Annotated in this window: 18 protein-coding genes, 1 tRNA gene and 2 pseudogenes; 10 read left to right on the top strand and 11 right to left on the bottom strand. The window is 69.0% G+C overall.

Translation table 11 applies throughout. From position 1 onward, the window contains the following. Positions 1–77 precede the first annotated feature (77 nt). The 4 genes from KV102_RS08555 to KV102_RS08540 are packed head-to-tail and all read left to right on the top strand — an operon-like array spanning position 78 to position 3,107. A complete protein-coding gene (locus tag KV102_RS08555; protein WP_220345924.1) occupies positions 78–932 on the top strand; it encodes a hypothetical protein in 855 nt (284 codons plus the stop codon). Beyond that, entirely contained in the window at positions 929–2,218 is a 1,290-nt protein-coding gene (fahA, locus tag KV102_RS08550; RefSeq protein ID WP_220345923.1) for a fumarylacetoacetase, read from the top strand. Before KV102_RS08555 ends, fahA begins: the two co-directional genes overlap by 4 nt. After that, a complete protein-coding gene (locus tag KV102_RS08545) occupies positions 2,215–2,916 on the top strand; it encodes an IclR family transcriptional regulator (protein ID WP_220345922.1) in 702 nt (233 codons plus the stop codon). The genes fahA and KV102_RS08545 overlap by 4 nt, the downstream gene beginning before the upstream one ends. A 38-nt stretch (positions 2,917–2,954) precedes the next feature. After that, positions 2,955–3,107: a hypothetical protein gene (locus KV102_RS08540; RefSeq protein WP_220345921.1), complete on the top strand. Its 153-nt coding sequence runs from the start codon at positions 2,955–2,957 to the stop codon at positions 3,105–3,107. Positions 3,108–3,130: 23 nt separating this feature from the next. Here KV102_RS08540 and KV102_RS08535 read toward each other — a convergent pair whose 3' ends face one another. From KV102_RS08535 to KV102_RS08525, 3 genes are all read right to left on the bottom strand, one after another. Continuing rightward, positions 3,131–3,976 carry a 3-hydroxybutyryl-CoA dehydrogenase gene (locus KV102_RS08535; RefSeq protein WP_255560588.1) on the bottom strand — a complete coding sequence of 282 codons (846 nt, stop codon included), beginning with the start codon at positions 3,974–3,976 and terminating at the stop codon, positions 3,131–3,133. Positions 3,977–4,080: 104 nt separating this feature from the next. After that, positions 4,081–5,712: a catalase gene (locus tag KV102_RS08530; RefSeq protein WP_220345919.1), complete on the bottom strand. Its 1,632-nt coding sequence runs from the start codon at positions 5,710–5,712 to the stop codon at positions 4,081–4,083. Positions 5,713–5,800: 88 nt separating this feature from the next. Beyond that, a complete protein-coding gene (locus KV102_RS08525; RefSeq protein ID WP_220345918.1) occupies positions 5,801–6,520 on the bottom strand; it encodes a YqjF family protein in 720 nt (239 codons plus the stop codon). Positions 6,521–6,677: 157 nt separating this feature from the next. Here KV102_RS08525 and KV102_RS08520 point away from each other — a divergent pair, with 157 nt between their 5' ends. Next, on the top strand, positions 6,678–7,277 hold the full coding sequence (locus KV102_RS08520) for a superoxide dismutase family protein (RefSeq protein ID WP_220343177.1): 600 nt from the start codon (positions 6,678–6,680) through the stop codon (positions 7,275–7,277). 1,158 nt (positions 7,278–8,435) lie between these two features. Then, positions 8,436–9,212, top strand: coding sequence for a DJ-1/PfpI family protein (locus tag KV102_RS08515; RefSeq protein ID WP_374197346.1), 777 nt, complete (start codon positions 8,436–8,438; stop codon positions 9,210–9,212). A gap of 100 nt (positions 9,213–9,312) precedes the next feature. On the opposite strand, the pseudogene KV102_RS08510 reads toward KV102_RS08515, so the two are convergent. The 3 genes and pseudogenes from KV102_RS08510 to KV102_RS08500 form a co-directional block, all read right to left on the bottom strand. After that, positions 9,313–10,621: pseudogene (locus tag KV102_RS08510) on the bottom strand (ISL3 family transposase). Between the two features lie 125 nt (positions 10,622–10,746). Then, positions 10,747–11,880 carry a hypothetical protein gene (locus KV102_RS08505; protein ID WP_220345916.1) on the bottom strand — a complete coding sequence of 378 codons (1,134 nt, stop codon included), beginning with the start codon at positions 11,878–11,880 and terminating at the stop codon, positions 10,747–10,749. Between the two features lie 248 nt (positions 11,881–12,128). Continuing rightward, positions 12,129–12,204, bottom strand: a tRNA-Thr gene (locus KV102_RS08500). Positions 12,205–12,346: 142 nt separating this feature from the next. Here KV102_RS08500 and KV102_RS08495 point away from each other — a divergent pair. Together KV102_RS08495 and KV102_RS08490 are read left to right on the top strand one after the other, a co-directional pair. Then, the gene (locus KV102_RS08495; protein WP_308289477.1) at positions 12,347–12,619 is read left to right on the top strand and encodes a chorismate mutase; all 273 of its coding nucleotides are present in this window, start codon (positions 12,347–12,349) and stop codon (positions 12,617–12,619) included. Beyond that, positions 12,619–13,023, top strand: coding sequence for a pyridoxamine 5'-phosphate oxidase family protein (locus KV102_RS08490; protein WP_220345915.1), 405 nt, complete (start codon positions 12,619–12,621; stop codon positions 13,021–13,023). Before KV102_RS08495 ends, KV102_RS08490 begins: the two co-directional genes overlap by 1 nt. A gap of 108 nt (positions 13,024–13,131) precedes the next feature. On the opposite strand, the gene KV102_RS08485 is transcribed toward KV102_RS08490, so the two are convergent. From KV102_RS08485 to KV102_RS08465, 5 genes are all read right to left on the bottom strand, one after another. Next, positions 13,132–14,667, bottom strand: a complete 1,536-nt coding sequence (locus tag KV102_RS08485) for an alpha/beta hydrolase (RefSeq protein WP_308290273.1) — start codon at positions 14,665–14,667, stop codon at positions 13,132–13,134. A 115-nt stretch (positions 14,668–14,782) separates the two neighbouring features. Continuing rightward, positions 14,783–15,895 (bottom strand): DNA polymerase III subunit delta', encoded by a 1,113-nt coding sequence (locus KV102_RS08480; protein WP_255560816.1) that lies wholly within the window; start codon positions 15,893–15,895, stop codon positions 14,783–14,785. Between the two features lie 41 nt (positions 15,896–15,936). Beyond that, entirely contained in the window at positions 15,937–18,165 is a 2,229-nt protein-coding gene (tmk, locus tag KV102_RS08475; protein WP_308290272.1) for a dTMP kinase, read from the bottom strand. 25 nt (positions 18,166–18,190) lie between these two features. Next, positions 18,191–19,390, bottom strand: coding sequence for a low temperature requirement protein A (locus tag KV102_RS08470; protein ID WP_308290271.1), 1,200 nt, complete (start codon positions 19,388–19,390; stop codon positions 18,191–18,193). 3 nt (positions 19,391–19,393) lie between these two features. Then, on the bottom strand, positions 19,394–19,642 hold the full coding sequence (locus tag KV102_RS08465) for a BBE domain-containing protein (protein WP_374197345.1): 249 nt from the start codon (positions 19,640–19,642) through the stop codon (positions 19,394–19,396). Between the two features lie 7 nt (positions 19,643–19,649). Between KV102_RS08465 and KV102_RS08460 the strand changes: the two are divergent. Both KV102_RS08460 and KV102_RS08455 read left to right on the top strand, forming a co-directional pair. Further along, positions 19,650–20,068, top strand: a pseudogene (locus tag KV102_RS08460) (DNA-binding response regulator); the annotation flags it as partial. 65 nt (positions 20,069–20,133) lie between these two features. Continuing rightward, positions 20,134–21,507: an FAD-dependent oxidoreductase gene (locus tag KV102_RS08455; RefSeq protein ID WP_220345911.1), complete on the top strand. Its 1,374-nt coding sequence runs from the start codon at positions 20,134–20,136 to the stop codon at positions 21,505–21,507. Positions 21,508–21,532: the final 25 nt, after the last annotated feature.

Genomic DNA, 21,532 nt, shown 5'->3' with positions numbered 1-21,532 from the left:
CGTGCCGCCCGCCGGGCCTGTCCGATAATCGGTCCGCGCGGTTCCCTTTCAGAACATCCTGGGTTTAGGGTTCCGGTATGTCAACCGTCCCCCCGATGCTCCGCGCCCTGGTCGACGACGCGGCCGTCTTCCCTCCCGGCAACGCGACGCTGGCCGACGCCGTACGCGCCCACCGCGGCCACCGGGCGTCGCCCTTGACCGACCTCGTGGGGCCGCTGGTCGTCCCCGCCGCGTCGCTCGACGACCTCGTCTCCATCGCTGCGACCGACGCGGACGCCGCTCCGCTCGACATCGCGCTGGTCGGGACCGCCGAGGAGCTCGCGATCGCGGCTCCCCAGGCTGCCGCCACGTCCACGCTGCTGCTCGAGTCGCTCGAGACCCGCCTGCCGGCCGCGACGCCCGAGGCCGTCGACCTCGCCGTCGAGACGCTGCGGACCACCAGCGAGAACGCGACGCCGACCGCGCTGGAGCTGGCGCTCCCGAGCGACCCTCGCGACCCGACGTGGCTCGCCGCCGCGGACGCTGCCGCCGCCCGCGGTGTCCGGGTCAAGCTCCGCACCGGTGGCGCGACCGCCGAGGCGTTCCCGACGCCCGACGCCCTGGCCACGGCGATCGTCGCGCTGGTCGAGCGAGGGGTCGCCTTCAAGTGCACGGCCGGGCTGCACCACGCCGTACGCGCCGAGGATCCCGCGACCGGACTCGTGCACCACGGCTTCCTCAACGTGCTGCTGGCGACCCGCGCGAGCCTGGACCGTGCCGACCTGCGCACCGTCGCCGTCGTCCTGGAGGAGCAGTCGGCGGAGGTGCTCATGGAGGACGCCGGCGCGGTCGGGCCGGAGGCGCTCGCCGAGGCCCGCACGTGGTTCACGTCCTTCGGCTCCTGCAGCATCGACGAACCGGTGCAGGACCTGCGCTCGCTGGGGCTCCTGTGACGGCCGCGACGACGTGGGTCCAGGGCGCTGCCGGGTCCGGGTACGACGTCGACCACCTGCCGTACGGCGTGGTCGGGCTCCGCTCGGAGGGACCGTCGAGCCAGCACCGGATCGGCGTACGGATCGGCGACCACGTGCTCGACCTCGCGGGCGCCGCGGGCGGTGCGGACGGTGAAGGCGGTGAAGGGTTCGGCCGGCACCTGGGCGGCCCGACGCTCAACACGCTCATGGCCGCAGGGCGGACCACGTGGGACGAGATCAGGCGATGGCTCCAGGCCACGCTCCTCGACCACGACGCCGGGCCCGAGCGCCTGTCCGGGCATCTGCACCGTCTCAGCGAGGTGACGTTGCACCTGCCGTTCGAGGTGGCCGACTACATCGACTTCTACTGCTCGCTGGACCACGCGACCAACGTGGGGCGGATCTTCCGCCCCGACGCCGAGCCGCTGCTGCCCAACTGGCGCCACCTGCCGGTCGGCTACCACGGGCGCGCCGGCACGGTCGTCGTCTCGGGCACCGACGTCGTACGCCCGCTGGGCCAGCGCAAGGGTCCAGATGCGGCAGAGCCCGACCTCGGCCCGAGCGCGCGTCTCGACATCGAGGCCGAGGTCGGTTTTGTCGTCGGGACCCCGAGCCGCCTCGGTGACTCCGTCCCGACGAGCGGCTTCGCCGAGCACGTCTTCGGGGTGGTCCTCCTCAACGACTGGTCGGCCCGCGACATCCAGGCGTGGGAGTACGTGCCGCTCGGGCCCTTCCTCGGCAAGTCCTTCGCGACCTCGGTCTCACCGTGGGTGACACCGCTGGCCGCGCTCGAGCCGTCCCGCGTTCCCCTGCCGAGCCAGGATCCGCCGCCGCTGCCGTACCTCCAGGTCGCGGAGCCGGCCGGGTACGACCTCGCGCTCGAGGTCGAGCTCAACGGTGAGGTCGTGAGCCGCCCGCCGTACCGGACGATGTACTGGAGCCCCGCCCAGATGCTCGCCCACCTGACGAGCAACGGCGCGTCGCTGCGGACCGGCGACCTCTTCGCCTCCGGCACCGTGTCGGGTCCGGAGCGCGACGAGCGCGGGTCGTTCCTCGAGCTCTCGTGGGGTGGGCGCGAGCCGTGGACCGCCGGCGGCGAGGAGCGTACGTTCCTGCGCGACGGCGACGAGGTGGTGCTGCGCGCGAGTGCCGGCACCGTGACCCTCGGCGAGGTCCGCGGCCGCATCCTCCCCGCCCCCTCCCGTCCCTCCCGTCCCTCCCGCCCGTCCCGTCCGCGATTTGTGCAGTTGGACAAGGAATCATGACGGCGAGACCTGGACGAACCGCACAAACCGGGGACGGGGGCGGGTCCCAGACGCTCGAGCGCGGGCTGCTCGTGCTCGAGGTGGTGGCCGACGCTCCGGGTGCGACGGGCTCGGAGGTCGCCGTGCGCGCTGGCCTGCACCGGTCGATCGTCCATCGCCTGCTGGTGAGCCTGGAACGGAGCGGGTACGTCGAGCGCGACGCGGGCGGTCGCTATCAGGTGGGCAGGACGCTCACGACCCTCGCCGACCGCACCCGCCCACGCCTCCACACTGCGGCGGAGCCCGTGCTCCAGGATCTGGCCACGGAGCTCGATGCCACCGCCAGCCTCGTCGAGGTGGTTGCCGGTGCCGCCGTGAGCACCGTCGTCGCCGAGCCGCCCACCGACGGACCGCGGTTCTCCTACCGCCTCGGCAACCGCGACCCGCTCGACCGTGGCGCCGGCGGGTTGGCCGCGCTCGCCTCGGGCCCACCCGCACCGGACGAGCCCGCCCGCGTCGCCGACGCCCGGTCGGCGGGCGTCGTCACCACACACGCCGAGCTGAACCCGGGTGCGTACGGCATCGCCGCGCCCGTGCCCGGCCTGCGCGGCGGACGCGCGGCGGTCGCGGTGATCACCAGCCGACCCGAGGTCGCCGAACGCGCTGAACAGCTGGTCCGAGACGCCGCCCGTCGGATCGGCTCGGCCGCCTACGGGTGACGGTTGCCCGGACCGCAGCGCGGGTGTTCGATGGGGTGATGAGCACACCGAGCATCGACCCGAACGGCCCCGGCGACCCCGTGGACCCGGACACGATCGAGCCGGACGTCGTCCCCAGCCTGGACCCCGACCCGGGTGACCCCACTCCCGTCGCGCCGCCGCCTCAGACGGAGCCACGCATCCCGGAGTGACCGGTCAGAGTGACCGGTCGCGGTCACTCGTACGTGTAGAACCCGCGCCCGGTCTTGCGTCCGAGGAGACCGGCATCGACCATCCGCGCGAGCAGCGGCGGGGGCGCGTACAGGGGCTCCTTGAACTCCTCGTACAGCGACTCCGCCACGGCCTTCGTCGTGTCGAGACCGACGAGGTCGGCGAGAGCGAGGGGTCCCTGGGGGTGCGCCGCACCGCGGACGAGACCCTCGTCGATGTCCTCGGCCGTGGCGAAGCCGGACTCCAGCATCCGGATCGCGGACAGCACGAACGGGATCAGGAGTGCGTTGACGACGAAGCCCGCGCGGTCCTGGCTGAGGATCGCGTGCTTGCCGAGCTGGCCCTCGACGAACGAGCGGGCCCGGAGCGTGGTCTTCTCGTCGGTCAGCAGGCTCGGCACCAGCTCGACGAGCGAGAGCACCGGCACCGGGTTGAAGAAGTGGATCCCGAGGACCTGGCCCGGCCGGGATGTCACGACGGCCAGCTTCATGATCGGGATGGACGACGTGTTCGACGCCAGGATCGCCTCGGGAGACTCGACGATCGCGTCGAGCTTCTTGAAGAGGGCGACCTTGGTCGCCTCGTCCTCGACGATCGCCTCGATGACGAGGTCACGGTCACGCAGCGCCTCGAGGTCCTCCACGACGGTGATCCTCGCGAGCACGTCGGCGGCACTGTCGATGCGTCCGCGTGACTCGGCGCGCTCCAGCGACTTCGTGATCCTCGCGCGACCGGCCGCGGCAGCCTCAGGGCTCGACTCGACGGCCACCACCTGGGCGCCGGCCCGCGCGCACACCTCGGCGATGCCCGCACCCATCAGGCCGCACCCGACCACACCGATCTTGTCCATCTGAAATGACACTCCTCGTCCGTGGCGCGCGGTCACGCGCCACGGACGACCGTACGCAGTACCGTCCGGTAACCCCAAAAGGCCGCCCGGTCTGAAGGAGTCGCTCAGCTCCGCTCGACGACGACATGCTCGTTGGGGACGCAGTGCGTCATCGTGTGGCCCTCGACGTCGCGGGGGCCGTTCTTGCCAAGGTTCTCCAGGCGACGCAGCTCCTCCTCGTTGAGCGTCTGCGTCTCGAGCGGCGCGAGACCACGAACATCGTCGACCGTGATGCCCAGGCCTTCACCGACCCGCTCGCCGAGCTCGTCCTCGCAGAGGAAGAAGTGCCACACCATCCGCTCCTGCACCTCGCGGGTGGCCTCGGAGATGTTCGCGACGAAGTTCTTCACCAGGTCGTCACGCTCCCAGTCCTCCATCAGCCGGAACCGTTCGCCCGCCTGCGCGTAGTCGTTCGTACGAGGGATCCGCTCGCGGGTGAGCCGTCCGACGATCTCAGGACCATATGCCTGGCTCGAGGCCGGCTTGGCCGCCTCGTGCAGCCCGCCCATGGTGGACGGCTCGTAGTTGACGTGCGGGTTCTGACCGTCGGCGAGGTCGATGTGATAACTCATCTCACCGCCGCGCTGGTTCGTCTGCGGACGCGCGTGCTTCGGCGAGTTCACCGGGAGCTGCAGGTAGTTCGGACCGACGCGGTAGCGCTGCGTGTCGCTGTAGGAGAACGTCCGCCCGACGAGCATCTTGTCGTCGGAGAAGTCGAGCCCGTCGACGAGGACACCGGTGCCGAACGCGATCTGCTCGTTCTGGTTGTGGTGGTCGTCGACGTTGCGGTTGAGCGTCATCGTCCCGACGTGCTTGGGCTCGAAGACCTCCTCCGGCCAGACCTTCGTGTCGTCGAGCGGGTCGAAGTCGAGCTCAGGGTGGTCGTGGTCGTCCATCATCTGGACGTAGAGGTCCCACTTGGGGTAGTCGCCGCTCTCGATCGCGTCGTAGAGGTCCTTCGAGGCGTGCCCGAGGTCGCCCGCCTGGATGTTGGCCGCGTCCTCCTCGGTCATCGACTTCACACCCTGCTGGGGCAGCCAGTGGTACTTGACGAGCTTGGTCTCGCCCTCGGAGTTGACCCACTTGTACGTGTTCACCCCGAAGCCCTGCATGTGCCGGTAGTCCGCGGGGATCCCGCGTGGGCTGAACAGGTTGACCAGCATGTGCATCGACTCGGGCGTCTGCGACATGAAGTCGAAGATCCGTGCCGGCTCCTGCCGGAAGGTGACCGGGTCGGGCTTGAGCGAGTGGATGACGTCGGGGAACTTGATCGCGTCCCGGATGAAGAAGATGCCGAGGTTGTTGCCGACCAGGTCCCAGTTGCCGTCCTCGGTGTAGAACTTCACGGCGAAGCCGCGCGGGTCGCGCGCCGTCTCGCTGGAGTCGCGACCGCCGATGACGGTCGAGAGGCGGATCGCCAGGTCTGTGACCTTGCCGGTCTTGAAGACCTTGGCCCGCGTGAATCGCTCGATCGGCTCGTCGCCCCATCGCCCCGTCGCCTCGAAGGTGCCGAACGCCACGGCGCCTCGGGCGTGGACGACACGCTCCGGGATGCGCTCGCGGTCGAAGTGGCTGACCTTCTCGAGGAAGTGGTAGTTCTCCAGGGTCGCCGGACCCCGTGCTCCCACGGTCCTCTGGTTCTGGTTGTCGTAGACCGGGTGGCCCTGTCGGGTGGTGAGCCTGCGCTCGTCGGTCATAGGAGACGTCCTCTCCGATCGTTCGTTCGGTGGCAGGGGATCAACACCCAGTGCCCTGAACCGCTCTGATCATTCTCGTCCAGTGGACTCAGGCGCGCCCGGCAAGCGACGGCACACCGAGCCGTACGTTTCTCACGCCGTCAGAGAAGTGGACCGTGTCAGGTTCGGCCAGGTCCCCGAGCCCGGCTGCACGGGTGAGGTCCTGGTCGAGTCGCCGGACCTGTGCCGCGCGCAGCGGCCAGGGCTCGTGCTCCACCGGCGTGACCACGATCTGTCCCAGATGGCGGGTGTAGGCGCGCCACCGGCTGGTCAGCCAGATCTCGAGATCGGCGGGTTCGGCGGGGGCACCTGCCTGGACCTCGAGCCGGTACGACGGCCCGCCACCGTGCCGGGATCCGGTCGAGACCACCGTGTCGCTGCGGCGCTCGACGCTGAGGTCGGCACCGTGGTACGGCGCCCCGACAGCCGTCCTCAGGAGGGCAGCGAGCACCCGGGTGCCGATGTCGAGGGACAGGAACCAGAGCCCGTCCCGGCCATCAGGTCCGCGCACGTACGTCCGGAGGTTGGTCTCCGGACTGGTGCGCGCGGTGCCCGGCATGGCGGGCAGCCCGAGCGGTCGCATGTCGGCCATCCGGAACGGGGTCAGACCGACCCACGCCGCGCCGTCGTACTCGTCGACGGTGAGGGATGGCGGCAGCACCGCCTGGACGCGCTCCGGCGGGACGCGCCAGTGGACGAAAGTGAGGTCCAGCCACGAGGTGCACAGCGCGGGAACGCGTACTCGCTGCTCTGCGGTGCGGCTTGCCACGCCCCTCGGGTTCCCCGGTCTTTGCTCGGCAAACCGGTACGGCGCAACCGCCGCTGCCCACGGCCCGCGTACCGCCCGAGCACCTTGACAGTGCGCAGGCGCCGGAGGAGCGTCGTGGGACGAGCATTCGGAACAACTCACGGATGAGGTGGGGAAGATGCCCGATTGGATGAACCGACGCCGGTTGGCCGTGGCGGGGACGACGGCTCTCGTGGTGGCGACCGGCGCGCTCGCCGTCAACGCCACCACCGCGAGCGCGGACCGCGGCCACGCACGGGCCAAGATCGCCCGGGCAACCCTGCACAGCGCCGACGGCAGCACGGTCGGCCGGGTGACGTTGAGACAGACTCGCGGCAAGGTCGTCGTGAAGGCCACCGCTCGCGGCCTGGCGCCCGGCTTCCACGGGTTCCACATCCACGCGGTCGGCCGGTGTGATGCGAACGCACCGGACGGGCCGTTCACGTCCGCTGGCGGGCACTACACCGGCGGTCGGCCGAACCACGGCGACCACGCCGGCGACCTGCCGTCGCTGCTGGTCACCGACAACGGCCGCGCACGGCTGAAGTTCGTCACCGACCGGTTCACCCTGCGGGAGCTGCGTGACGCAGACGGCTCGGCCGTGATGGTCCACGCCGGACGCGACAACTTCGCGAACATCCCCGACCGCTATTCGGCCGCGGGCCAGGGTGGCCCGGACGCGACGACACTGGCCACCGGCGACGCCGGTGCTCGGGCAGCGTGCGGGGTGCTCCGCTAGGTGGGAGGTCGAGCCGGGTGGGTCGCCGACCTGTCCCGACGCCCCCTACGTCGCTTCATTGCCGCGCGGACCGCGATGGCGCTGTCAACAAGACTCCACGCCAACAGCGCTGTCGCCATCGCGGCGAGGGCCAGCAGAAACGCTCTATTTCCTCCGTCGCTCTCGTCGTGCGACCATAGCAACGGAATAGCTGCCAGAAGGCCGAAGAGGAAAATACGAAGACAGGCTCGTGCCAACTCAAACCTTATCGTCGTCTCACGCTCCCCGGGCTTTCCAGCATTCATCGTGACGGTCCTTCCCGGAAGCATTGAAACTCACGTGTAGAAACGACCAGATCTGTCCGAGCAGGCGCGAGTTTCAACCGAGGTATGGCGCGAGTTGCGGAGTCTCCAATCACGACGGATCTTCGCGAATGGCGCAGGGTCAAGTGGATGAATGTGCGGTCATACTCGGGCGTCAAAGAGCGGGTCGAGCCAGATCGCGAAAGCATGAGACATTTCGCCTTCGTCGAGTTCATACTCAGCACAAGCTCGCTCGAGCCAGCGATACTCCTCGTCACCAAAAGAATACGGCAGTTCAGTCACTGGGAGACTCCAGTATTGCGAGTCTTGACCAAGCAACTCGACGTCGGACGGCTCCTTCGTCCAGCGCGGCTCTCGCGGGCTCCAGCGCAAAGCCTGAAGGTCTGCCCAACCACATCGCGCAGCGATCGAAGGCCCGCTCGGCGTAGTTCCTTCGCCAGCTTCGAAGGAGGAACTCGTTTCTCCCAAAGTGCAGAATAGAGCTTCCACTCCTCCTCGTCGACACGTTCCCGGCTACCGACTTCAGACTGAAACAACTCCAAGGAGTTGACGTCGGCCTCCGTGCGCCGTCTCCACGCGCGCCTATAGGCGTCGATGATGTGCTCGCTTTCCCGAGGCTCCGCCACTCACGTCACTGCCTCCCATAACGACGGTCGCATAGAGGGAATAATTTTGAACTTGAGACGGAACTTTCAGAACTTCAGACCACAAGTTCTCATGCCGATCTGACCCTGATGTGATTCAAGCATGCCTCCGCGTCGAGACGATATTAAGTTCGACATCCCACGCGCCTGGATATTCGCACACAATCGCCAAACAACCCCGAGCAGGCGATCGCTGATGAGCGGATCGATCCGTGAAAGTTCCGCGCGACATTCTTCAATGCGCCAGCGTATCGTGGGTCACGCGAAATCACCTAGGGAGCGACGTGGAACTGACAGCCGAGCAGTCGTCAACTGAGCACTTCGACGTAGTGGTCCTTCTCTTTCCCGGCGTCACGCAACTGGACTATGTCGGGCCTGTGGAAGTCTTCGGTCGCTGTCCCGGAGCGAGGATCCATCTGGCTGCGCGAGAGCCCCAGGTTGTCACTGACCTGGGCGCGGTCGTGGTGCCTTCCTGCAATCTGGCCGAGGCGCCGTCGGCGTCTGTTTTGTTGATCCCGGGCGGGCCCGGCATCGTCGATGCCATGGCCGACTCAGAATTGCTCGCTTTCGTCGAGGCGCAAGCTGCGGGTGCCTCGTGGGTCTGCTCGGTCTGCACGGGGTCGTTCGTTCTTGGTGCGGCTGGTCTGCTGAAAGGTCGCCGCGCCACCACACACTGGGCCTCTCATCCGATGCTGGCCGAACTCGGGTGCATTCCTGTGGAGGAACGGGTCGTGGTCGACCGCCCCTTCGCGACTGCGGCGGGCGTGAGCGCGGGCATTGACCTGGCTCTGTGGGTAGCGGGCGAGGTCTTCGGTGCCCGTAAGGGATCGTGGATCGAGATGTCTCTCGAGTACGCACCGCAACCTCCCTTCGGCACGGGTGCCGCCGTCACGGCTCCCCCTCATTGGGTGGCGAAGGGACGCGAGGCCATGAGGGCAGAGCGTCTCAACGCCGTACAGGATGCGGCCCGCCGGATCCACGAAAGCTAGCGGCATCGAAGATTTCTCGAACAACTTTGTTTGTTCGGACAAACTTGCTTGTCGTTCACCCGACGCCCTCCACATGCTGACACTGCCCTTTCCAGGCTCATCACAATCCAGGGTGTAGCAGTCGAGGTCTGAAGCCTCCGGTCTCGAGCAGGCTTCTGGCGATGTAGTTGGTGAGGTTGCGGAAGCCGAGGGCTGATCCGCGGAGGTGCTCGAGCCTGCCGTTGATGGCCTCCGTGGGTCCGTTGCTGGTGCCGGGCGGTCGAAGTAGGCGAGCACATCGACGGCGCGTCTGGTCAGGGTCTTGCCCAGCGTGGTGACCTCGATGAGCGCTTTCGGGACACCGGTGCTGACCGAGGCGATCAACTTCTCCATCAGTTCGCGACCCAGGACGCGGTCGGGCTCGCGGTACGCGGCGATCATGCGCTGGTAGATCCCCCAAGTCGCCTCGACCTCGACGTGGACATCGGCCACGAACAGGTCGACCAGCCGTTGACGCTGTCTGTCGGTCAGCAGGTCGGCGCCGGTATGCAGGGTCCGCCGTGCGCGGTAGAGCGGTTCGTCCCTGCGACCGCGGTGGCCGTGCAGATCTTGTTGGACCCGACGCCGGCACCGGTCCAGTGCGTCACCAGCCAGCCGGACGACGTGGAAGGGATCCATCACCGTCACCGCGTCGGCCAGTTCTTCGGTGGTGGCGGTCTTGAAGCCGGTTAACCCGTCCATCGCGACCACCTCCACCCCGTCGCGCGCCGCCGGGGGACGGTTCGCGAGCCAGGTCATGAACGCCTGCTTCGAGGGGCCCTCGACCATGTCCAGCAGGCATGCCGGACCTGTCTTGTCGCGGATCGGGGTCGGGTCGATGATCACCGTCACGTACTTGTCGCCGCGCCTGGTATGGCGCCACACGTGCTCATCGACGCCGCGGACCGCCACGCTGTCGAAGCGGTGCTCGTCGTTGATCAGGATCCGTCGACCTTCGGCCAGGACGGCGTCGTTGGCGGTGTTCCACGCGACGCCGAGCCCTTCGGCGACCCGGGCCACGGTCAGGTGCTGAACCACGATCGCTTCGAGTGCCCACCGCAGCCCACGACGCGACAACTTCGCCCGGGGTTCGGCTGCGGCGGTGGTGTCTTGGCGCCACACGTGCCCACAGCCCGAGCACCGGGGCGGCGGATCGTCACGACCAGGGTGGTCGGGCGCCAGCCGAGTGGTTCGTGGGCCAGTTGGCGGGTGACGGTGTCATGAACGGTGCCTTCGCAGCCGCAGGGTCGGCACCACTGGTCGGGATCGAGAACCCTGCATGCAAGGACCGCACGGTCGGGTTCAAGGCGTTGGCCGGTGGCAACGAGACCGAGCTCGTCGAGGCGGCAGAACTTGGTCAGGTCAGGGCGCGCGAAGGTAGCGTCTGGCATGTCGAGGTCTTCCGGATGAGGCGTGTAGGAACCTTCATCCTTGGGAGACCTCGACCCCTATCCAGTCACCGACGCGCCGCCAGGTCGATCGGCTGCCTCCACACCCTCAACTGTGATGAGCCGAATTACCGTAAGCGAACGATGACGTACTCGATGTCCTCCGGTCGGGCTTGGGGTGTTTCGCTCTCCTGCCACCCAAGCAGGTCGCCACTTCCTTCGATTCCGTAGAGACCGAGTGTGTTTCCGATGGAATTAAGCTTCTTGGACTCGAGGTCGTACAGGTATCCCCCCAGTTCACCTGGAGCGTTGCCGGAAGTCTCGGCCCACGCGACGAACCGATCGGTCATCACGGGATAGCCGAACCCACCGTTGGCGCTCGAACCGAATGTGGTCTCGTTACCGTCTTCGGTAACGGTGAGATACATGCGTTGCTCTTCGGGACTCTTCTTGCGGCCGACGATCCATGCGAGCCCAGCGTCACTCGCGGCGAATCCTGTGAAGGTGTCCTGTTCTCCGAGTGGGACTTGCTTCACGGCGGCCGGCTCACCGCCGCCGAAACGAACCTTGGATATCGTGGCAGAGGTGATCCGCCTGGAGTCCCTGACTCCCTCGTACCGCGCCGACCTGACGCCGTAGAGTTCCGTCGAGGTGACCGCGGGAAATGCTGCGCCGCGCATCACGACCTTGGGGAGGCAATTCCCGATCTCGCATCCCCATATGTCAACCGCCTCCGCACCGAACTTCCCGCCGACCTGAGCCCAGAAGACCCTCCCACCGGCGACGACCGGCCCGGTGTAACCGGGAGGTGGAGGAGGGGTTCTGCCGTCGACCTTTGGCGCTTCCGTGAGCTTTCGTGTCATGCCGGTCTTTCGGTCGTAAGCGAAGAGGACCCAAGGAGAGACTCCGAGGTCAACCGATTCGATCTCCGTCCACACCACGTAACGGGTATTCAAATCCGACCCGTTGATCTGCCTTGGCCTACGACCGGGCGGTGAGGCAATCTTCTCCACGGATCCCTTCACGCCGATCGGGCGCACCTCGATCCTGCCCTGCTTGATGGCTGCCTCGCCGTCGAAAGACGTCGCATCAGCTTTCACGATCAGAATCGTTGCGGGAGTTTCAAGCGCATCAACGCCGACCGCCTCACCACCCTGACGAATCCATACGCCGGCCAAACGCGTGTAACTTGCCCGAGGAAGCGGATCTACCTCTTCGAGGCTGACGGGAATCGCCGGGGCGGACGCAGAGTGCGCGGCCACCGACGGATCGTTGCTAGGCGAGCGAGCTGCCGAGCATCCGCCGACAAGGATCGCAATCAACCCGATGGCGACCGCGCAGCGCATGCCCGTTCTTACCACGTGATCTCGTTGCTCTGCAGGATGTACTTGCGAAGCTCGCGGTGCCTAGGGAGACGACGGGTGACTTGGGCGGCTGCTCGGGGCTCGACTCACCCTCTGGAAAACGGTCAGAGGCGGCCCGAAGACCGCCTCTGACCTGCAAGAACTAGTGGAGCCGCTTGTCGGAATCGAACCGACGACCTTCTCATTACGAGTGAGACGCTCTGCCGACTGAGCTAAAGCGGCGATGGCCTCGCGAGGATCGCCCGCTGGCCGAGGATGAGTCTAGCCGAGACGGTCAGGGCGACCCAAAAGGGGGGCCGTAGACTCAGGTCGCGTGAGCGAACCCCGTGACCTGAGCGCCGACAAGGCCGGACTTCCCGTCGTCATCGCGGAGCTGGAGGAGATGCGCGCGAGCATCGACAACATCGATGCGGCGCTGATCCACATCCTCGCTGAGCGGTTCAAGTGCACCAAGCGCGTGGGGCGGCTCAAGGCCGATCACAACCTGCCGGCTGCCGATCCCGCACGTGAGGCGCGTCAGATCGCGCGGCTTCGCGCCCTCGCCGTCGATGCCGACCTCGACCCCGCGTTTGCGGAGAAGTTTTTGAACTTCATCATCTCCGAGGTCATCCGCCACCACGAAGCGTTCCGCGACTGATGCCCCGCATCGCGTTCGACGATCCCTCGCTCATCGCGTTCATGAGCGACTACCACCTCGCCACGCTGACCACGTTGCGTCCCGACGGGACGCCGCACGTCGTCCCCGTCGGCGTGACCTACGACGCCGCGACCAGGACCGCCCGCTCCATCACCCGCATGGGGTCGGTGAAGGTGCGCAACATCGAGGCCGCCGACGGAGCAGCTCGGGTCGCGTTCGGCCACATCGACGGCGGGCACTGGCTCACGCTCGAAGGCGTCGCGCGTGTCACGCGTGACCCCGACGAGGTCGCCGAGGCCGTGCGGCGTTATGCGCTGCGATACCGGCAACCGAGCGTGAACCCCGAGCGCGTCGCGATCATCGTCGACGTCGATCGGATCATGGGCCGTCTCCCCTCAGCCTGACCCCGAGCAAGAACGAGCCAGGCCGGGTGCGGACGGGGGAATCGCACACCCGGCCTGGCGATCGGGGGTTGAGCTCGCTCCGCCCTCACACAGCGGGTGGACGGACCCTCAGCACTTCACGCCATCCTTGGGCGCCGTGCCGGTAAGGAGGAAGTCGTTGACGGCCTCGTCGACGCATTCGTTGCCCATCGAGTAGCCGGTGTGACCGTCGCCTTCGCGGCTGACCAGCACACCGGACTCGAGCTGCTCGGCCATCGCCACCGACCAGCGATAGGGAGTGGCCGGGTCACGTGTCGTGCCGACGACGACGATCGGCGGCGCCCCTGCTCCGTCGATCGTGGGAGCAGGCTGGGCCGGCTTGATCGGCCACGCGGTGCAGGTGACCGGCGACCACGCGAAGCTCTCGCCGAAGACGGGCGACACCTTCTCGAAGTCGGGCACCGTCTCCCGAGCCTGCTCGAGGGTGAGTGTCGACGGGTCGTCGAGGCAGTTGACGGCGTTGAGCGCGACGACGGAGTTGTCGGTGTAGCCCTTCTCGTCGCGCGAGAGGTATTGGTCGGCGAGGAACAGCAGCTGGGTCCCGTTGCCCTTGAGAGCCTGGCGCAGCGCGCGGGTCAAGAGCTCCCAGTAGTCCTCGTTGTAGAGAGTGACCGCGATGCCGTAGAACCCGAGCGCCTCGGTCAGCGGACGGCCGGCGGTCGACGTGCGGAGCGGGTCCTGGTCGAGGTCGGAGAGGAAGCCGGACAGGCGCCGCTCGGCCGCGTCGGGATCGTCGCCCAGCGGGCAGTCGCTCTCCTTGGCACAGGCCTCGAGGTAGGCACGGAGCGCCGTCTGGAAACCCTCGGCCTGTCCTCGGTTGAGCCCCTCGGAGTCGATCGAGGGGTCGATCGCTCCGTCGAGGACGAGACGGCCGGCTCGCTTGGGGAACAGCTCGGCATAGGTCGCGCCGATCATCGTGCCGTACGAGGCGCCGAGGTAGGTCAACGACGGGTCGCCGACCGCGGCACGGAGGATGTCGAGGTCCTTGGCGACCTCCACGGTCGACATGTGAGCGGCGAGGGGCCCGGAGTCGGTCTCGCAGCGCTTGCCCAGCGTCTGGGCCGCGTCGTAGAACGCCTTCTCCTCCGCGGCGTCGTCGGGCGTCGGGTCGGTGTTGACGTAGGCGTCGAGCTGCGCGGTGGTGGCACACTCCAGCGGCGTGCTGGTCCCGACGCCGCGCGGATCGAACCCCACGACGTCGTAGGCGTCGAGGATGTCGTCGCTGGCCATGGACGTGAAGGCGGCGACGTAGTCGACACCGGACCCACCCGGTCCGCCCGGGTTGATGAACAACGATCCGCGTCGTGCGCTCGGGTCACCGGCCGGCAGCCGGCGGAGCTTCAGCGTGATCCGCTCACCGTCAGGGTCGTCGTAGTCGAGCGGCACCTGGGCGCTGGTGCACTCGTAGCGCCCGCACGAGGCCCAGTCGAGTCGCTGCTCATAGAACGGTGCGAGCTCCGGATCGATCGTGTCGTCGGCGCTCGGCGACGACGTGGTCGAGGGCCCGTCGGTGCGGTCGGTGCCACGCGAGTCCTCGGCGCTGCCGCACGCGCTGAGTGCGAGAAGACCCGCAACGATGACGGCGGCGATCCTGCGACGACGCACTGGTGATCTCCCTCGGACGGCGTGGAATCGGGCGTGCAGCCACCGTACGTGACGATCCCCCGAGCCGGCTGACGTCATCCACAGCGCTCACGCCTCGTGCGTGTGACGGGTCAGCTCACAGGCGCAGCTGGAGGAGGAGGTTCTCCAACGCCAGCTGTGGCGCCGCGTTGGCTTCGAGTGCCTCCCGGCAGGCGAGGATCGCCTCGATCCGCGCGAGGGTCTGCTCGGGGGTGCCCGCACCGGCGAGACGACGGACCGTGTCGGTCACGTCGGCGTTGACGAGCTCCGCGCCGGGGGCGGTCTGGGCGGCGAGGACGTCGCGGTAGAACGACAGCAGGTCGATGAGGACACCGTCGATCGAGTCACGCGCGATGCGGGTACGGCGACGCTTCTGGTCCTTCTCCAGCGCCGCGAGCCGACCCGCGTAGCCTGCGGGGCGACGGCCGCGGTCCTCGACACCGAACTCCATCTTGAGCCCGTCACGCTCGGCGTCCTCCAGCCGCTCGGCGACCTCGTCGGCCTGCGCCTGCGCCGTGCGCGTGATGGTCGCGGCAGCATCGAGGCACGCCCCCAGCGACGTCAGCGAACCTGGGATGGCGAGCACAGCGCGGCGACGCTCGCGCACGGCTTCCTTGGTCGCCAGTGCACGGGCCCGCCCGACGTGACCCTGCGAGGCACGGGCTGCCTGCAGCGCGAGCTCCGGGGCGACCTGCTCCCGTGCGGCCAGCATCGCAGCGACCGCGGCCACCGGCGGCGTACGGAGCACCACCTGCCGCGACCGGGACCGGATCGTCACGATCACGTCCTCGGCCGTCGGCGCGCACAGCATCCACACCGTGCGCGGCGGAGGCTCCTCGAGACTCTTGAGGAGGGCGTCGGCCGCCTTCTCGGTCAGGCGGTCGGCGTCTTCGACCACCACGACCTGCCAACGACCGTCCGACGGACGCATCGCGGCGAGGCGGACCTGCTCCCGCACCTCGGCGACGTCGATGCTCAGCCCGTCGGTGCTCACCAGCGAGACGTCCGGGTGCGCCCCGGCCAGCGCCGTCCGGCACGCCCGGCAGTGGCCGCAGCCACCGTCCTCGCACTGCAGCGCGGCGGCGAACGCGCGCGCCGCATTGGAGCGACCCGAGCCGGGTGGTCCGGTGAACAGCCAGGCGTGGGTCATCGCGGGTCCGGGGCCGCCGGCGAGGCGCTCCTGCGCCGACGCGGTCGCGGCCTTCAGCATCACCACCACGTCGTCCTGCCCGACCAGGTCGTCCCAGACGCTCACCGCTGACCGCCGCGGTCGTCGGCCCGGATCTCGTCGGCGTCGGCGTACGACGGGTCACCGCCCTCGGAGACCGTGTCGTATGGAGTGAACGCCTCGTCGATCGTCTCGACGCGCTCCTCGAGGTCCACCGGGTCGACGCGTGACGCCTCAGCGGCGCTGTCGGCGCCGTCGGTCTGAGCACGGCTCTCGAACGGTGACCCGTGCGGCGGTGGCCGCATCGGAGCGATCGCCCGCTCGACGTGGCCGAGCAACGGCTGCACCCGCTCGAGGACCACGTCGGCGATGTCGACAATGTCCCGGTCGGCCCGCAGGACCATGTAGTGGTCGCGGTTCTTGGAGGCCAGCTGGAGGAACGTCTCCCGCACGCGGACGTGGAACTCCGTCGGCTCCGCCTCGAGCCGGTCGGCCTGGTCGAAACGCGATCGACCGAGCTCTGGGTCGACGTCGAGCAGCACGGTGAGGTGCGGGCGCAGGCGCGAGGTCGCCCACCGGGCCACGGACTCCACCTCGTGGAGGTCGAGCCCGCGACCTCCAGCCTGATAGGCCAGGGTCGAGTCGACGTACCGGTCGGTGATGACGATGTCACCCCTCGCCAGCGCCGGGTTGACGACCTGCTCGAGGTGCTCGGCCTTGTCGGCGGCGTAGAGCAGCATCTCGGTCCGTGGGGAGAGCTCTCCGGTCGCCGGGTCGAGCAGGATCTCCCGTACGGTCTGGCCGACCGGGGTCGCTCCGGGCTCGCGGGTCAGCAGCACGCGGTAGCCGTCGGCCCGCAGCGCTTCGGCCAGCATCCACGCCTGCGTCGACTTGCCGGCGCCCTCGCCGCCCTCGAAGGCGATGAAGAGCCCGCTCGTGGAGTACGAGGGGGCGGTCGACGGGTCCTGCTTGAGCTCGGAGATGAGCGAGAGGCCGTGCCGGTCGTTCATCTGGCGGAAGGAGATCAGCCCGAACCCCGTCGCGAGGACCGCCGCCACCAGGATCGCGATCTGCGTGCCGGTGTAGGTGTAGTCGCCGAGGTCGCGCAGCGCGATCGTGTGGGTGCCGATCAGACCGGCGACCAGCGGGGCGATCGCGAGCACCGCCGACAGCACCAGACGGACGAGCGACTGGACGAAGGCGAACGTCCGGCCGCGCATCTCCTCGTCGACCTCGAGGCCGAGCAACGTATAGCCGGTGATCCAGGCGATGCCGGCGCAGAAGCCGACCAGCATGACCAGGATCGCCACGAGGGCCATGTTGTGGACGATGGCGACGACGAGCAGCCCGACTCCCGCACCGACCAGCGCGACACCGAACATGCGGCGCCGGCTGACCTGCGGCAGGACCTTGGGTCCACGCCACATGCCGAGGCCGAGACCGAGGAAGACCGCGCCGAACAGGGTGCCGTAGCCCGGGTCGCCGGCTCCGAGGTCTCCGACGAACACGCGACCCAGGCCGATCACCACGCCGCCGCAGCCGAACGCGCCCACGATGCCGAGCACCAGGCCGCGCACCAGCGGGGTGCGGAAGACGTACGCCCAGCCGTCGGCGATCGTGCGCCAGACACCGACCTGCTGGTCGACGGCGGCGCCCTCGGGGATGTCGCGCGCGCCGAGGAAGACCAGGCCGCCGAGCGCGAACAGCACCGCGACGAGATAGAGCGCCGGGTCGACATCGGGGACCGAGATGGCGAACAGCCCGTCGACCGCCTTGGTGATGCCGGTGACGACGATGAACAGGACCGCCGCGGGCAGGGCGGAGCCGTACGTGGTCGCGAGGTTGAGGCGGTTGGCGTCCTCGAGGTGCTCACGCGGCACGAGGGTCGGGACCGTCGCGTCCTTGGTCGGCATCCAGACCGCGTTGACCGCCTCGATCAGCACGGTCGCGACGATCAACCACCACAGCGTGCCGACGAGCGGGATGCTCGCGAAGATGCCCGCCCGCAGGAAGAGACCGGTCGTGAGCGTGATGCGGCGATCCATGCGGTCGGCGACGTAACCGCCGAAGGGACCGATCACCAGCGCTGGGGCCAGGCGGGCGAAGAGGACCGCGGCGATCGCGAAGTTCTTGCCGGCGTAACCCTCGCCGATCGAGTTGGCGAACGCCGTGATGGCCAGCAGCCCGATCCAGTCGGCGAGCGAGGCGAGCCCGAGGGCAGCCCAGAAGCGCCGGAAGACCGGAATCCGCATCACCAGGCGGATGCCGTTCGCGTCGTCGTCGGCTGCTGTGCCTGCCGGATCGTATGCCACCGACTCAGGGTATCCACCAGCACAGTCATTCCGGCTCCGGCGCAGCCCTGACCCGACCCCGAGGTGACGCGGCGTACAGCTCGGTGACGAGCAGGATGACGCAGACGAGGCCCACTCCGACCTCCGGGAGCGGGGCGAGGACGAGCAGCAGGACCGCGGCGATCGCCGCACCCCACCGCGCTGCGGTGCCCGCAGAACGGTCCTCCGGGCGGACCTTGACGACCCAGCACGCCGCGAGAAGAACGGCCACGGACCCGCAGAGCAGCGCGACGCTCGGCCAGGACTCGACGACGTGCCCGTGCACCACCTCGTGCTGCCAGAAGTCCACGCGCGCGGCCAGCGCCGCCCCGATCGCGGCCGCCGATGCGAACACCGCGTAGTGGCCGAACCCCCACACGTACTCCGCCCCGGTGCCCCGCGCACGCTCCAGCGCCGCGGCCGAGTCACGAGCGAAGTAGATCCACCACACCGAGAACACGATCAGCACCCCACCCACGGAGACGTACGCCAGCCCGCGCTGGACATCATGGGCATCGACCGACTCCTGGATGGCGAGGGTGACCGACAGGATGGTCTCGCCCAGCACGATGATGAAGAACAGGCCGTACCGCTCGGCGATGTGGTGCGCGTGCCAGCTGGTCTGGTTCGGCCGCTCGGCCCACACCGGCACCGCGAGCTCGCAGACGACGAACACCGCGAACTCCGGGATCGCTATGTCGCGTGGGCTGACGAGGTAGACGACCCAGAGCAGCTGTACGGCGGTGATCCCGGCCGCGAAGCGGAGGCAGCTGGCTCGGTGCTGCGGGTCGCCCGCCGCGGCGCGGAGCCACTGGACGACCAGGCCGACCCGCATGATGACGTAGCCGACGACGATGAGGCCGAGGTCGCCGTCGAACATCCGTGGGATGCCGGCGGCCAGGACCAGCGCTCCGACGATCTGCAGGATGGTGAGCAACCGGTACGCGACGCCGTCGTCGTCGTACGCGGAGGCGAACCACGCGAAGTTGAGCCACGTCCACCAGATCGCGAAGAAGACCATCGCGAACCGGAGCAGCCCGTGGGCCAGGTCGCCGTCGGTCGTGGCGTGGTGCAGCTGCGTCGCCCCCTGAGCCACCGCGACCACGAAGCACAGGTCGGTGAGGAGCTCGAGCGGTGTGGCGGCCCGGTGCGGCTCGCTGGGGTCGCGGGCGCGGAGCCCGAGGACGCGACTCGAGATGGTCGGCACCCGCTACAGCGTAGGCACCACCCGCCGCTCCGGCGCGACGTTGTGGTTGCGCCGGAACAGGTTGCCGGGGTCGTAGACCCGCTTGACCGCGACCAGACGGGCGTACGTCGCCGGCGGGTACGGGGCAGCGACGGACGCGGGGTCGTCCTGCGACAGGAACCCGACGTACGCGCCTGTGCCGTGCCGTGCGACGGCGTCCCAGTCGTCACTCGGGCCGTCGAGCGACGGCGTGGGCGCTCCGGGAGGCGCCATCCGGGCGACCACGACCATCGCCTCCGTGTACGTGTTCGACGTCCTGCGCGCCGGCGCGAGCGGGTTCCTCGTCAAGGACACCGAGCCTGCCGAGATCGTGCAGGCGCTGCGCGTGGTCGCCGACGGGGACGCGCTCCTGTCACCGGCGATCACCCGACGGCTGATCAGCGAGTTCGTCGCGCGTCCTCCGGAGGTCGTCTCCGTCTCGACGCTCGAGGCCCTGGCCGCACGGGAGCGCGAGGTCGTCGCACTGGTCGGCTACGGCCTGAGCAACGACGAGATCCCGAGCGGCTCGTGGTCAGCCCGACCACGGCCAAGACCCACGTGAGCCGGGCGATGACCAAGACCGGCGTCCGCGACCGCGCGCAGCTGGTGGTGTTCGCGTACGAGACCGGGCTCGTCCAGCCTCGCGAGCGCGAGTCCTGACCGGCGCGACCAGACGATCAGCGCGGCCGGACCCGAGAGCGGCCGCGCCTGCATAGGATCGTCGCGTGGCGAACGTGGATGTGATCGTGGTCGGGGCCGGCGTGTCCGGTCTGGTGACGGCCGACCGCGTCCGCGCGGCCGGTCGCAGCGTCGTGGTGCTCGAGGCGAGGGGCCGGGTCGGTGGCCGTACGCTCACCGAACCCGTGCCGGCCAGGGACGGCAGCGACTCGCTCGACGGTCTCGTCGTCGACTCCGGTGCCGGCTGGGTGGCTCCGGACCAGAAGCTCCTGCAGGCAGAGCTCGCACGGTTCGGCCTCGACACCACCCCCCAGGCTCGTCCGGGTGACGCTCTCGTCTCGTTGCGCGGACGCGCGCGCCGCGCCTCCGGGCACGACCGGGTGTTCGACGCGGTCACGACCGCCGACATCGCCCAGGCGATGCTGCGCTTCTCAGCCGCGGCTGCCAAGGTCGACCTGTCCGCCCCGTGGCGCAGCGACAACGCCACCCGCTACGACGCGCAGACCTTCGAGAGCTGGATCCGCCGTACGTGCCTGACCAGCAAGGGACGCGACTACTTCCGCGTCGTCTGCGAGGGCGTGCTCGCGACCGAGCCGCAGAACGTGTCGCTGCTGCACGTCCTCTTCTACGCCAAGTCGGGCGGAGGTTTGCTGACGCTCCTCGCGACCGGCGGCGGCGCTCAGGACGCTCGGGTCGACGGCGGGATGCAGCAGGTGGCCGAGCGACTCGCCGACGGCCTCGGCCCGTGGGTCCGGCTGCACGAGCCGGTGACGACGATCATGCACGATGCCGACGGGGTCTCCGTCCACAGCGAGTCCGGAGCGACGACCGCGCACCGCGTCGTCGTGACCGTCCCTCCGGCGCTGGCGTCGGGCATCGAGTACCTCCCCGGCCTCCCGCAGGACCGGACGCTGCTCACCCAACGGATGCCGCACGGGAGCGTCGTCAAGTGTCACGCCGTCTATCGACGCCCGTTCTGGCGCGACGAGGCGCTGTCGGGTGAGATCTTCTCCGACCAGGGACCGGCGAAGGTCGTGTTCGACACCAGTCCGTCCGACGGCGCGTACGGCGTCCTGACCGTGCTCGTCGAGGGCGAGGACGCCGTCCGCCTCGGCACGATGGACCCTGCCCGGGCCCGCGACGCGGTGCTGCGAGGGCTTGCGGGCCACATCGGGCCCAAGGCCATGGACATCGTCGGCTACCTCGCGAAGGACTGGACGGCGGCGGAGTGGACGCGCGGGTGCTACGGCGCGCACCTCCCGCCCGGCGCCTGGACGCAGGTCGGCCGGGCGCTGCGTACGCCGGTGGGCCGCATCCACTGGGCCGGCACGGAGACGGCGGAGCGATGGTGCGGCTACGTCGACGGCGCGATCTCCTCCGGCGAGCGTGCCGCGAGCGAGGTGCTCGGCGCGCTGCCCTAGAGCCGCGCCGCGCCGCAGGTCGGCT

Source organism: Mumia sp. zg.B53 (assembly GCF_019550935.1).
In the GTDB taxonomy this organism is placed as follows: Bacteria; Actinomycetota; Actinomycetes; order Propionibacteriales; family Nocardioidaceae; genus Mumia.
This window is presented reverse-complemented; position numbering and strand designations above follow the sequence as displayed.